Genomic DNA, 12,902 nt, shown 5'->3' with positions numbered 1-12,902 from the left:
GACGGGGACGGCGAGCCGTACCGGATGACGGCCGCCCGGCTCGGCGACGGCTCGGTGGTCCTGCTCGCGAAGTCCGCCAAGACCGTCCACCAGAGTCTGCAACGTGCGCTCAAGCTGGATCTGGGCTTCGGGACGCTGCTGCTGGTCCTGCTCGCGGTCATGACGCTGATGAGCGCGGGCCGTACGCTGCGCCCGCTGGAGGACATGGTGGAGACCGCGTCCGCCATCGCCGAGGGCGATCTGACGCGCCGGATACCGGGCCGTCACGACACTATCGCGGAGACCGAACAACTGCGGCTCGCGCTCAACTCCATGCTCCAGCAGGTCGAATCGGCGTATGTGACGCGCGAGCGCAGCGCGGCCCAGCTCCGCCGGTTCGTCGCGGACGCCTCGCACGAGCTGCGTACGCCGCTCGCCGCGATCCGCGGCTATCTCCAGCTCTACGCCCGCGGGATGCTGCGCGAGCGGGCCGAGCGTACGCGCGCCATGGCCCGGATGAACGCGGAGGCGGACCGGATGGGTCGGCTCGTCGACGAGCTGCTGACGCTGGCCCGGCTGGACCAGCGGCCCGAACTGCGGCTGCGGCCGGTGGATTTGAGCCGACTTGTCAGGGACGCGGCGGACGATCTGCGCGCGCAGCAGCCGGACCGTACGGTCGAGGTGGCGGCGGACGGGACGATGCTCGTCCAGGGCGACGAGTCGGGGCTGCGGCAGGTCATCGGGAATCTGCTGACGAATATCCGCGTCCATACTCCGGTGGCCGCGCCGGTGACGGTGGACCTGGCGCGCTCGGAGTGCGGCGAGGTACGGCTTCGTGTCGCGGACCAGGGCCCCGGGATGGAAGGCGCCGACGCCGACCGTATCTTCGACCGCTTCTTCCGGGTGACGGGCGGCACGGGCGGCGACAGCGGCAGCGACACAGACGGGAACGGCAGCGGCAGCGGGCTCGGTATGTCCATCGTGCAGGCGGTGGTGGCCTCGCACGGCGGCGAGGTCACGGTGGAGACCGCACCGGGCGCTGGCCTCGCGGTCACGGTGACACTGCCATGCCCGTCACCGTGACCGAAGGTCAGAGCCTGCCCAGGGCCCACAGCCGCCACAGGCCCGTACCGTCCGAGAGATACTGCGAGCCCGTGATGTCCTCGGTGCTCAGCACATAGTCCTTCTTCTGCCAGAGCGGCAGGACGGGCACATCCGCCGCCACCACCTTCTGGAGCGTCCTGAAGTCCTGCGAGGCGCGGGCCCGTTCGCTGTACTGCTGCGTGGACTCGATCAACTGGTCCACCTGCTCGCTCGCATAGCCGTTGTGCAGCGTGGACTCACGGCCGACCAGAGGCTGTACGAAGTTGTCCGGGTCCGGGAAGTCCGGGAGCCAGCTCACGCAGTACGCGTCGTACTCGCCCTGGGAGTAGCCCTTCTGGAACTCCGTCCACTCCTTCTCGACGATCTTCACCTTGAACAGCCCGGTGGCTTCGAGCTGTTTGCGCAGCTCCGCCGCCTCCGGCGCCGCCGAACCGCCCTGCGCGTGGGCGAGCGTGAACCGGACCGGCGTCCGCACTCCCGCGTCCGCGAGGAGTTGCTTCGCCCGCTCCGGGTCCGGATCCGGATAGGAGTCGAAGAAGGGCGTGGTGTGCGAGGTGACGCCCTGCGGGATGAGCGAGTAGAGCGGATCGACGGTCGAGTCGTAGACGCCGGTGACGATCTCGGCCCGGTCGACGGTCGCGGCGATCGCCCTGCGTACCGCCGTATCGGCCAGCGGCGAGCCCTCGCGGACATTGAAGACGAGATTGCGGATCGCGGCGCTCTCGGCCTCGTTGACACGGATGCCGTCGTTGCCCGCGTCCAGCCTGGCGATCAGCGACGGCGGGAGCTGGCGGTGCGTGACATCCACCGTACGGGCCTTCCAGGCGGCGGCCAGTTGGTCCGACGTCTCGAAGTAGGCGATGTCGACCGGGCCGCCGGTCTCGTCGATCGCGCCGTGGTAGCCGGGATTGGGCACGAGATGGACGGTGGAGCCGGGTGTGTAGGCCGTGAGGATGTACGGGCCCGAGCCGTCGGCCTCGAAGCCCGCGCGCAGGACATCCGCCGGATAGCGGGTGCGGTCCACGATGGAACCGGCTCCCGTGGCGACCTTGAGGGGGAAGGTCGCGTCACGCGAGGTGAGGTTGAAGGTGACCGTCAGGCCCTTCGCCACCACGGACTTGAGCGTGGTGAAGAGGGACCGCGGACCGACGTCCGACTTGATCGTCAGCACCCGGTCGAAGGAGTACTTGACGTCCTCGCCGGTCATCGCGCGCCCGCTGGGGAAGCGCAGATCGTCGCGGAGCTCGCAGCGGTAGGTCCGCAGCTCCGTTCCGACGAAGGCGCACTCCCGGGCGGCGTCCGGCACGGGCGTGACCGAATCGGGTTTGAACGTCAGCAGAGATTGGTAGATGTTGCTGAACAGCGCCCAGGATCCCGCGTCGTAGGCGCCCGCCGGATCGAGCGACGTGACCACGTCGGTCGTTCCGACGGTGATCGGTTTCTGCCCGGCCGGATCGGACGGAAGCAGTTGCCAGCCGCCCACTCCCGCGACGACCAGTACCAGACATGTGATGAGTATCCGCATACGGATCGACCGCATCGCTGTGCCCCTCTATCACGCCCACCCCTGACCGTGATGGCGCTCACCCAACCACAAGGGAAAGACGCGTGTAAGCCAAATCGCGTGTCTCACAGGTAACGGTCGTGAACGCCTGTCCGGGACGCAGGGGACGTCCGGAGGAGCCGGCCGCGGTGGAGCGGCCGGCCTCCTCCGGCGGTTCTCAGGCCTGGCGTGACGCGAGCTGTACGAGGGTGATGTCGGAGGGCGCTCCGACCCGTACGGGCGGGCCCCAGGCACCCGCGCCGCGCGTTACGTAGAGCTGGGTGTCGCCGTACCGCTCCAGACCGGCCACGGTCGGATTGGCCAGCTCGGCAAGGTAGTTGCCGGGCCAGAGCTGTCCGCCGTGGGTGTGTCCGGAGAGCTGGAGACCGACACCGTGGCGTACGGCGTCGTCGATGACGACGGGCTGATGGGCGAGGAGTACGGACGCCCTGGCCCGGTCACGGTCGCCGAGCGCCTTCTCGAAGTCCGGGCCCGAGCCCTCGCTCTCGCCCGCGACATCGTTGACACCGGCGAGATCGAAGCCGGAGATCTCCACGCGCTCGTTCTCCAAGGGCCGCAGCCCGAGCTCGCGTACATGGTCGACCCAGGCGGCGGCGCCGGAGAAGTACTCGTGGTTGCCGGTGACGAAGAACGCGCCGTGCGGCGCCTCCAGAGCGGCGAGCGGCTCCGCCGCCGGGCCCAGATCCTCGACGCTGCCGTCCACCAGGTCACCGACGACCGCGATCAGATCGGGACGGGCGGAGTTGATGGTGTCGACAATGCGCTGGGTGTGGGCGCGGCCCAGGATCGGGCCGAGATGAATGTCGCTGACGACGGCGATACGGAAGCCGTGGGCGCTGCGCGGGAGTCTGGCGAGCGGTACGGTCACGCGCTTGATCCGCGGGCCGCGCAGCACGCCGTAGGTGCCGTAGCCGACGGTGGCGAGCGCGGCGGTCGCGGCGGCGCCGCCGACGACACGGGAGACGAAGAGACGGCGGGAGGGCGAGGCTGTGGCGCCAGTGGTACCGGTAGCGCCGGTGTCGGTGTCGGTGTCCGGACGGGCGGCCTGATCGTCGCGCGGACCGTCACCGTCGGATATCCCGAGGCCGGCTCCGGCCGAGGCTCCGACGGTGACCAGGTCCGCCGCCGGCTCACGCGCCGTCTCCCGGCGGTCCATCAGACGCCTCAGCAGCGGCCGTACGGCCTCGCCGACCGCCAGGGCCAGCACAAGATACAGCAGCACCGCGAGCCACAGGAAGCCCGGCCAGGCCAGCACCTGCTGGAGCCAGAACGGCGTCGCGGACCGTCCCGCGCTCACTCCGGCGACGGACAGTAACGGCAGAACGACGATGGCGACGGTGCCCAGTCTGCGGACCCTGCCGCTCGGCTCCGTCGTGTCGCGCACCAGGCGCCGCCACACGAACCAATGCGCTCCGACGAGCAGCGCCACGACGGCGAGCACCGTCAGAACGACCACGACGACCACGAACGGTCCCCCTTATCCCTGTCTGTGTTTGTTGGCGGTATTGGCGGTATTGCGGTATCGCGGTATTGGCGCTGACGGCGGTTTCCGGCCGGTCAGCGCTGTTCGCGCCTGAGCGCGCGTACGCCACGGAACCCGATCGCGCCCACGGCCGTCCCCAGAAGGAAGGACGCGACGGCGAGCAGCAGGTGCACCCAGAAATAGCCCGTCGGATCACCGGCGTCGTCGAAAGCGAGTCCGCTCCCGTTCTGCCAGAGGTTCTTGACGAAAGTGATCCAGATGAACCAGCTCCACACCCCGAACACGAGCAGGAACCAGGACACGGGGCGGCTGAGCTTCATGGATTCAGTATCACCGGCGTTCTCCGGGCGGCGGCAACGGGGTCCTGGGGCCGGGCGGCCGGAACGGGCCGAAGTCAGGCCAAAGGTGCAGGACGTTGGGCCGGTACGGCGGAGGGAGCGGCGGTTCACCACGCCGGTGTCGGAATTGAACTCGTCACAATGTACGTTTCCGATCGTGTCCGCTTTGAAAAAGACCGCATTGACGGTCCTCGCCGCCGCATTGCTACCCATTCTGACCGCTGTGCCCGCGTCGGCGGACACCAAGGCCGAGGGCCCCGACAAGGAGCCTCAGCCGCCGGCGTCGATGTCCAAGGTCGGCGGGGCCAGACTCAGCAAGGCGGGCACCCAGGTCAACCTCGGCGCCGGAGCCCCGGTCCTGCCCAAGAAGCTGAGCGGCCGGTCCTGGATCGTCGCGGACGCGGAGTCGGGCGACGTACTGGCCTCGCACAATGCCCACTGGCGGCTGCCGCCGGCCTCCACGCTCAAGATGCTCTTCGCGGACACACTGCTGCCCAAGCTTCCCAAGACCAAGTCGTACAAGGTGAAGCCCAAGGACCTCGAACCCGTGGGCGCGGGCAGCAGCCTCGTCGGGGTCAAGGAGAATCTCTCGTACACCGTTCATGATCTGTGGCTCGGGGTGTTCCTGCGCTCGGGGAACGACGCCGTCCACGTGCTCGCTGCGATGAACGGCGGAGTCGCCAAGAGCGTGCAGGACATGCAGGAGCACGCCGAGGAGCTTCAGGCGCTCGACACACATGTGGTCTCGCCCGACGGTTACGACGAGCCGCTCCAGGTCTCCAGCGCGTACGACCTCACTCTGATCGCCCGCTCGGGCCTTCAGAAGAAGGACTTCCGCGAGTACTGCGCGACCGCGACGGCCAAGTTCCCGGGCGAGCCGATCAAGCCGGCGAAGGGCGAGAAGCCGGAGAAGGACAAGAAGGGCAAGCCGAAGCGCGAGTTCTTCGAGATCCAGAACACCAACCGGCTGCTCACCGGCGCGCCCGGGATCGCTCCGTACAAGGGCATCGCGGGCGTGAAGAACGGCAACACCACGCACGCGGGCGCGACCTTCACCGGTGTCGCCGAGCGGAACGGCAAGGTCCTGCTGGTCACAGTGATGAACCCGTCCTCGCACGAGGGCCAGGCGGTCTACCAGGAGACCACACGGCTGCTGGACTGGGGCTTCGCGGCGTCCGGCAAGGTGAAGCCGGTCGGGACGCTGGTGCCGCCGAAGTCGGCGGCGACGAACGTCTCGCCGACACCCACTCCGGTGGGAGCCGACGCGATCAAGGCCGCCGAGCAGGACAAGCCGTTCGCCGCGGCGAACAGCGGCGGGACGGGCGGTATCGGGACGGCGCTCGCGCTGGCGGGCGGAGCGCTGATCGTGCTGGCCGGCGGTGTGTATCTGGTCAACCGGCGCTGGCCGCTCCCCGATCTCGTCCGGCGCCGTCCGCACGAGTAGCGCCGTCACAGCGGGCCGCGCCGCCGCCGTCATGGGCGACGGCCTCGTCCTCGGCCGGAGTGTCCCTGTCCGGCGTCGCCGTCCAGGCGGCGCAGAACAGCAGCAGCTTCGCCGTGAAATTGATCCAGAGCAGCAGCGCCACCGGCACTCCGAACGCGCCGTACGTGCTCTTCGCCGCCACGTCCTTGATATAGCCGCCGATCAGCAGCTTGAGCAGTTCGAAGCCGACGGCGCCGATGAGCGCGGCGACGAGAAGCCGGTGACGCGCCGGCTGCACTTGAGGCAGCAGCGTCAGTACGTACAGCAGGATCATGAAGTCGGCTCCGACCGCCACCAGCAGTACGGCGGTCTGCAACACCGCTCCGCCCACGCCGCCCTCGGGAATGCCCAGCCGGGCGGCGGTCCAGCCGATGGCCGTGGAGCCGAAGGTGGAGACGCCGAGCGAGCCCAGCCCGACCGCGCCGAGGCCCGCGAGCACCACCGCGTCCTTGGCCTTGAGCACGATCGGATTGCCCTTCTCGGCCTTGTCCAGCTCCCAGACGGCCCGCAGACACTCGCGCATCGAACCGATCCAGCCGATCCCGGTGAAGAGCAGCAGCGCGCCGGCCACCAGGCCGACCGTGCCGGCATTGGCCACCAGGGCGTCGATGTCGAGTTCGCCGGAGATACCGGGCACCTGCTCCTCGGCCGTGCGCTTGATCCGGTCGAGCCGGCCCTGGCTGAGCAGCGCGGCACCGATCGCCGCGCTCACGGTGATCAGCGGGAAGACCGCGATGAAGCTGATGAAGGTGATGGCGGCGGCCAGCCGTGTCCAGTGGACCCGGTCGAGCGTCTCGTACGAACGCCAGACATGCGTCCGCGCCAGCCGGTCCACGAGCGGGCCGATCCGCGGCCCGATCACCGGGATTCTCTTCAGCCAGTCCATGGTGGAGACCTACCCGGGGATCGGCCGGCCGACGTCGGACATCACCGGCCACCCATTCATACGAGTTCATACGAGCGTTCATACGAGCACGACAGGAAAGGCGACAAAGAATCCTTTACAGGGCGATACGGTCACCACCATATCTGCCGACCTCCAGGAGCAATCACCATGAAGGACGCCTTCGGCATCCCGCAGTCCCTGCTCGTCCTCGGCGGTACGTCGGAGATCGGGCTCGCCACCGCGCGCCGGCTGATCGCCCGCCGTACGCGTACGGTCCGGCTGGCGGGCCGTCCCTCCGCCGCCCTGGACACCGAGGCCGACCGGCTGCGGGCGCTGGGCGCGGACGTCCGTACCGTCGCCTTCGACGCCCTGGACACCGCCTCCCATCCGGAGGTGCTCGGAAAGGTCTTCGCGGAGGGCGACATCGACATGGTGCTGCTCGCGTTCGGGATCCTCGGCGATCAGGCGCACGACGAGGCCGATCCGCCCGCGGCCGTCCGTGTCGCGCAGACCAATTACACCGGCGCGCTCTCGGCCGGACTGGTGTGCGCGGGCGCGTTGCAGACGCAGGGACATGGCTCGCTGGTGGTGCTCTCGTCGGCGGCCGGTGAGCGCGCGCGGCGCGTGAACTTCATCTACGGGTCGAGCAAGGCGGGCCTCGACGCGTTCGCCCAAGGGCTGGGCGACGCCATGCAGGGCACGGGCGTACAGGTGATGACCGTACGGCCCGGCTTCGTACGGTCGCGGAAGACGGCCGGTCTTGGCGACGCACCGCTGGACAGCGCCCTGGCCACCGCGATGGCCACCACTCCGGAGGCGGTGGCGACGGCGATCGAGCTGGGACTGCGGCGGCGCTCGGAGATGGTGTGGGTGCCGGGATCGGCGCGGGTGGTGATGTCGGCGCTACGGCATCTGCCGCGTCCGGTCTTCCGCAGACTGCCGGTCTGAGCGCTGCCGGTCCGAGCGGATCGGCTCAGTCAGGGGCAGGGGCACTCAGGGGCTCAGCGAGGCGGGCCCGACCGAGGTGTCCTGGCAGCCCTGGAAGGGCACTGCCGAGGCCTCCTCGTCGCCGCCGAACGCGTACTCGTGCAGCTTGCGCCACACGCCGTCGGCGCCCTGCTCGTACAGCGCGAAGGAGGTGCAGCTCCAGGCCGCACCGTACTCGGACAGCTCCTCGTAGGCCCGGTCCATCGCCTCCTCGGCGATACCGTGCGCCACGGTCACATGCGGGTGGTACGGGAACTGGAGTTCGCGGACGAGCGGTCCCGAGCTGTCCCTGACGCGCTTCTGGAGCCAGGTGCAGGCCGACGCGCCCTCCACGACCTGGATGAAGACGACCGGCGAGAGCGGGCGGAACGTGCCCGTACCGGACAGCCGCATCGGGAAGGGCCTGCCCGCCGACGCGACCGAGGCGAGATGCTCCTCGATCGAGGGCAGCGCCGACGCGTCGACCTCGGTGGGCGGCAGCAGCGTGACATGCGTGGGAATGCCGTGCGCGGCGGGATCGCCGAAGCCCGCACGCCGCTCCTGGATCAGGCTGCCGTACGGCTCCGGGACCGCGATCGAAACGCCGAGCGTTACGGTCCCCACGTCGTTCTCCTCAGTCCGTGTGTCGTCCGTGTGATCGGGTGGTGATGGAAACAGGGCCACCGTCCGCCAGTGTGACGGTCGCACCGGCCGACTGGCCAGCGCTCGCCTCTCCGCGTACGCCGACCGACGGACGGAGCGGCCGTCCGTGTGTGGCCGACGGCCCTTCATGGGCGGTGCCCTGCGGGCGGTCGGGCGCGCGGGGACAGCCCGTACGGCCTGTCCGTCGCGTCCGTCGCGTCCGTGCCGCCCGTTCCGCCCGTGCCGTCCGGCCTCAGTGCTTGGCGGGCAGGAAGCCGACCTTGTCGTACGTCTGCGCCAAGGTCTCCGCGGCGACGGCGCGGGCCTTCTCCGCGCCCTCGGCCAGGATCGAGTCCAGCGTCTCCGGATCGTCCAGATACTCCTGGGTCCGGGTCCTGAACGGAGTGACGAAATCGACCATGACGTCCGCCAGATCCGTCTTCAGCGCGCCGTAGCCCTTGCCGACGTACTTCTCCTCCAGCTCCGCGACGGTCGTGCCCGTGAGCGTGGAGTAGATGGTGAGCAGATTGCTCACGCCCGGCTTGGCCTCGGTGTCGAACCGGATCTCCGTGCCGGTGTCGGTGACCGCGCTCTTGATCTTCTTCGCGGTGGTCTTCGGCTCGTCGAGCAGATTGACCAGGCCCTTGGGCGTGGACGCCGACTTGCTCATCTTGATCGCCGGGTCCTGGAGGTCGTAGATCTTCCCGACCTCCTTGAGGATGTACGGCGCCGGGACCGTGAACGTGTGGCCGAAGCGGGCGTTGAACCGCTCGGCGAGATCGCGCGTGAGCTCGACGTGCTGGCGCTGGTCCTCGCCGACCGGCACGGAGTTGGCCTGGTAGAGCAGGATGTCCGCGACCTGGAGGATCGGATACGTGAAGAGGCCGACCGTGGCGCGGTCCGCGCCCTGCTTGGCCGACTTGTCCTTGAACTGCGTCATCCGGGAGGCCTCGCCGAAGCCGGTGATGCAGTTCATGACCCAGGCGAGCTGGGCGTGTTCGGGCACATGGCTCTGGATGAAGAGCGTGCAGCGCCGCGGATCGAGACCGGCGGCGAGAAGCTGGGCGGCGGCGAGGCGCGTATTGGCGCTCAGCTCGGCCGGATCCTGCGGAATGGTGATCGCATGCAGGTCCACGACCATGTAGAAGGCGTCGTGGGTGTCTTGCAGCGCCACGTACTGGCGCACCGCACCGAGGTAGTTCCCGAGATGGAACGAGCCTGCGGTGGGCTGGATTCCGGAGAGCGCGCGCAGACTGGAACTCGGCGCGGAGCCCCCCGTTTGAGGGCGGTGGTGGGAGACGGGCGGGCGGTCAGAGGCCATGTCCACCATTCTCGCAGGTGCGACCGACCGCCGGTGAACGGATCTCCGTCGGGCACACCGTCGGGCACACCGGAAGCAAGGCTTCTTCCCGGACCGGGCGAGCGACGATAGAAAGTGGAGCATCGCCCCGCGCACGCCGGACAGTTTGTCCTGACCGATCGGAGAGTCCGTGTCGACTACGGAGAGTGCCATCGCCTCGGCCGAGGCCCACAGCGCGCACAACTACCACCCGCTGCCCATCGTCGTCTCCTCGGCGGACGGCGCCTGGATGACGGATGTCGAGGGACGGCGCTTTCTCGACATGCTCGCCGGATATTCGGCGCTCAACTTCGGCCATGGCAACAGAAGACTCATCGACGCCGCCAAGGCTCAGCTCGAAAGAGTGACGCTGACGTCCCGGGCGTTCCACCATGACCGGTTCGCCGACTTCTGCACGCGGCTGGCGGAGCTGTGCGGCATGGAGATGGTCCTGCCGATGAACACCGGCGCGGAGGCGGTGGAGACCGCCGTGAAGACCGCCAGGAAGTGGGGCTACCGCGTCAAGGGCGTGCCGGACGGGATGGCGAAGATCATCGTCGCGGCCAACAACTTCCATGGCCGTACGACCACCATCGTCAGCTTCTCCACGGACAGCGAGGCGCGGGCGGACTACGGACCGTACACGCCCGGGTTCGAGATCGTTCCGTACGGCGATCTCACGGCGCTGGACGCGGCGATGACCGAGAACACCGTGGCGGTGCTGCTGGAGCCGATCCAGGGCGAGGCCGGAGTGCTGGTCCCGCCGGCGGGCTATCTCGCCGGCGTACGGGAGATGAGCCGGGCGCGCGATGTGCTCTTCATCGCGGACGAGATCCAGTCCGGCCTGGGCCGTACGGGAAAGACCTTCGCGTGCGAGCACGAGGGTGTGGTGCCCGACATGTATGTCCTCGGCAAGGCCCTGGGCGGCGGAGTGGTGCCGGTGTCGGCCGTGGTGTCGTCGGCCGAGGTGCTGGGCGTGTTCCGACCGGGTGAGCACGGCTCGACGTTCGGCGGCAATCCGCTCGCCTGCGCCGTGGCGCTGGAGGTCATCGAGATGCTGCGGACCGGTGAGTTCCAGCAGCGCGCCGCCGAGCTGGGCGACCATCTCCACCATGAGCTGGGGCTGCTGGTGGGCGGCGGCGCGGTGGAGGCGGTACGGGGCCGTGGGCTCTGGGCCGGAGTGGACATCGTGCCGTCGCGCGGGACGGGCCGGGAGATCTCGGAGCGGCTGATGGACCGTGGCGTACTGGTGAAGGACACCCACGGCTCCACGATCCGTATCGCTCCGCCGCTGGTGATCAGCAAGGAGGACCTGGACTGGGGCCTGGACCAGTTGCGCGTGGTGCTGACGGAGGGGGACTGACCGGGCACCGTATCCGCGCGGACCTGGGCGAACCCTTGAGGGCGGCGGAACCGCCGCCCTCAAGGTGGACGTATCAGGCCCGGTGCTAGCTCGCGCCGCCGCCGTAAGGACGCGTGATGGCTTCCATGGCGTGACCGACCGGATCGATGAAGTACACGCCGCGGCCACCGTCGTTGTGGTTGATCTCGCCCGGGTGCTTCTGGTGCGGATCGGCGTAGAACGTGACGCCCTTGTCCTGGATGCGCCGGAAGATTCCGTCGAAGTCTTCCTCGCTGACCAGGAAGGCGTAGTGCTGCGGGACGATCGACTCCGGCGGTATGGAGGCGAAGTCGAGAGTCACGCCGTTGCTCAGTTCGACGGGAACGAACGGGCCCCATTCGGTCCCGACCGGCAGGTCGAGGATATGGGCCAGGAACTCGGCGGATTCCCGGTTGTCCCGGGAGTGGATGATGGTGTGATTCAACTGGATGGACACTGTGGAATGCCTCCGTAAGGCAAACTCACGGGCACCTCCATGCCTCACCCGGACGGTGACCGACACGCGATGCCGTACTGATGATCCTAATTCGGACTCCGGAGGGTGTCGACCGGCACCGGACCCCGGTGCGGGCCCCTTGGTCCCGGTCCCCGTCACGGACTTACGGCAGGACCCGGCACAGCGCGTCCAGCGCGCCCGGCCACGCGCTGTCCGACGGCGTGCCGTAACCGACCACCAGGGCATCGGTGCCCGGCGCGACGGACGGATGCCGGAAGCGGCTCATGCCGTACACCGCCAGGCCCTGCCAGGCGGCGGCCTCGACGACCGAGCGCTCGGTGCCCGGCGGGAGTTCGACAACGGCGTGCAGACCGGCCGCGATCCCGGTCACCCGGATCTCCGGGGCCCGTTCCGCGAGCGCCGCCACGAGCTGGTCGCGGCGGCGCCGGTAGCGCAGCCTCATGGAGCGGACATGACGGTCGTACGCGCCCGAGGCGATGAACTCCGCGAGCGTGAGCTGATCGAGCACGCTCGACACCCAGTCCACCTCGCCCTTCGCCTCGCTCACCTCGCGGACCAGTTCCTCCGGCAGTACCAGCCAGCCGAGCCGCAGTCCGGGCGTCAGGGACTTGCTCGCGGTGCCGAGGTACACCACTCGTTCGGGATCGAGTCCTTGAAGGGCGCCGACAGGCTGCCTGTCGTAGCGGAACTCACCGTCGTAGTCGTCCTCCAGGATCAGCCCGTCCGTGGCGCGCGCCCAGTCCACCGCCGCCGAGCGCCGGTCGGGGTGGAGCGCCATGCCGAGCGGGAACTGGTGCGCGGCGGTCAGCAGTACGGCTCCGACGCCGCGCAGGTCGGACAGTTCCTCGGTGCGGGTGCCGCGCGCGTCCAGCGGGAGCGGCGGAGTCCGCAGGCCCGCCTTGGTCAGCGCGTTCCGGTGGATGTCGAGACCGTACGACTCGACGGCGACCGCCCGTACCCGCCGGGCCCTGAGCATCTGGCCCAGCAGCATCAGACCGTGGAGGAAGCCGGAGCAGACGACGATCCGCTCCGGAGCCGTGTACACGCCTCGGGCCCGCGCCAGATAGTCGGCGAGGGCGGTACGCAGTTCGATCCGGCCCAGCGGATCCCCGTATCCGAAGGCCTCGTGCGGCGCGGCCGTCAGCGCCCGGCGGGCGGCCGTGAGCCACTGGGCGCGCGGAAATCCGGCGAGATCGGGCGAGCCGGGCAGCAGGTTGTGGGCGGGCCCGCCACGGGCCGGCCTGGTCCTGGGCGGTACG

Annotated in this window: 12 protein-coding genes; 4 read left to right on the top strand and 8 right to left on the bottom strand. The window is 69.3% G+C overall.

The window, feature by feature from the left end; all coding sequences use genetic code 11:
- Window positions 1–1,062: sensor histidine kinase (locus GA0115259_RS20345; RefSeq protein ID WP_107469230.1), on the top strand; the 1,062-nt coding region annotated here is incomplete at its 5' end.
- 7 nt (window positions 1,063–1,069) lie between these two features.
- Here GA0115259_RS20345 and GA0115259_RS20340 read toward each other — a convergent pair.
- From GA0115259_RS20340 to GA0115259_RS20330, 3 genes are all read right to left on the bottom strand, one after another.
- A complete protein-coding gene (locus GA0115259_RS20340; RefSeq protein WP_093599094.1) occupies window positions 1,070–2,623 on the bottom strand; it encodes an ABC transporter substrate-binding protein in 1,554 nt (517 codons plus the stop codon).
- Window positions 2,624–2,804: 181 nt separating this feature from the next.
- Window positions 2,805–4,112 carry a metallophosphoesterase gene (locus tag GA0115259_RS20335; protein WP_093599091.1) on the bottom strand — a complete coding sequence of 436 codons (1,308 nt, stop codon included), beginning with the start codon at window positions 4,110–4,112 and terminating at the stop codon, window positions 2,805–2,807.
- 92 nt (window positions 4,113–4,204) lie between these two features.
- Window positions 4,205–4,450: an SCO4848 family membrane protein gene (locus GA0115259_RS20330; RefSeq protein ID WP_093599088.1), complete on the bottom strand. Its 246-nt coding sequence runs from the start codon at window positions 4,448–4,450 to the stop codon at window positions 4,205–4,207.
- 175 nt (window positions 4,451–4,625) lie between these two features.
- Here GA0115259_RS20330 and GA0115259_RS20325 point away from each other — a divergent pair, with 175 nt between their 5' ends.
- Window positions 4,626–5,912, top strand: coding sequence for a D-alanyl-D-alanine carboxypeptidase family protein (locus tag GA0115259_RS20325; protein WP_345941023.1), 1,287 nt, complete (start codon window positions 4,626–4,628; stop codon window positions 5,910–5,912).
- Here GA0115259_RS20325 and GA0115259_RS20320 read toward each other — a convergent pair.
- Window positions 5,860–6,837 (bottom strand): YihY/virulence factor BrkB family protein, encoded by a 978-nt coding sequence (locus GA0115259_RS20320; protein ID WP_093599082.1) that lies wholly within the window; start codon window positions 6,835–6,837, stop codon window positions 5,860–5,862. The two genes, GA0115259_RS20325 and GA0115259_RS20320, sit on opposite strands and share 53 nt — an antisense overlap.
- 168 nt (window positions 6,838–7,005) lie before the next feature.
- On the opposite strand from GA0115259_RS20320, the gene GA0115259_RS20315 reads away from it, so the two are divergent.
- A complete protein-coding gene (locus GA0115259_RS20315) occupies window positions 7,006–7,785 on the top strand; it encodes a decaprenylphospho-beta-D-erythro-pentofuranosid-2-ulose 2-reductase (RefSeq protein WP_093599079.1) in 780 nt (259 codons plus the stop codon).
- Between the two features lie 45 nt (window positions 7,786–7,830).
- On the opposite strand, the gene GA0115259_RS20310 is transcribed toward GA0115259_RS20315, so the two are convergent.
- Both GA0115259_RS20310 and trpS read right to left on the bottom strand, forming a co-directional pair.
- Window positions 7,831–8,427 (bottom strand): 2'-5' RNA ligase family protein, encoded by a 597-nt coding sequence (locus tag GA0115259_RS20310; RefSeq protein ID WP_093599076.1) that lies wholly within the window; start codon window positions 8,425–8,427, stop codon window positions 7,831–7,833.
- Between the two features lie 271 nt (window positions 8,428–8,698).
- Window positions 8,699–9,766, bottom strand: coding sequence for a tryptophan--tRNA ligase (gene trpS, locus GA0115259_RS20305; RefSeq protein WP_093599103.1), 1,068 nt, complete (start codon window positions 9,764–9,766; stop codon window positions 8,699–8,701).
- Between the two features lie 169 nt (window positions 9,767–9,935).
- Between trpS and rocD the strand changes: the two genes are divergently transcribed.
- The gene (rocD, locus tag GA0115259_RS20300; protein ID WP_093599073.1) at window positions 9,936–11,147 is read left to right on the top strand and encodes an ornithine--oxo-acid transaminase; all 1,212 of its coding nucleotides are present in this window, start codon (window positions 9,936–9,938) and stop codon (window positions 11,145–11,147) included.
- 85 nt (window positions 11,148–11,232) lie between these two features.
- Here rocD and GA0115259_RS20295 read toward each other — a convergent pair whose 3' ends face one another.
- Complete coding sequence (locus GA0115259_RS20295; protein ID WP_093599070.1) at window positions 11,233–11,622, bottom strand: VOC family protein; 390 nt, start codon at window positions 11,620–11,622, stop codon at window positions 11,233–11,235.
- Window positions 11,623–11,785: 163 nt separating this feature from the next.
- The coding region (locus tag GA0115259_RS20290; protein WP_107469229.1) for an aminotransferase-like domain-containing protein at window positions 11,786–12,902 on the bottom strand (1,117 nt) is incomplete at its 5' end.

The organism is Streptomyces sp. MnatMP-M17, assembly GCF_900091995.1.
Taxonomy (GTDB): Bacteria; Actinomycetota; Actinomycetes; order Streptomycetales; family Streptomycetaceae; genus Streptomyces.
The sequence above is the reverse complement of the archived record's forward strand: the minus strand, read 5'-3'. Positions and strand labels throughout refer to the sequence as shown.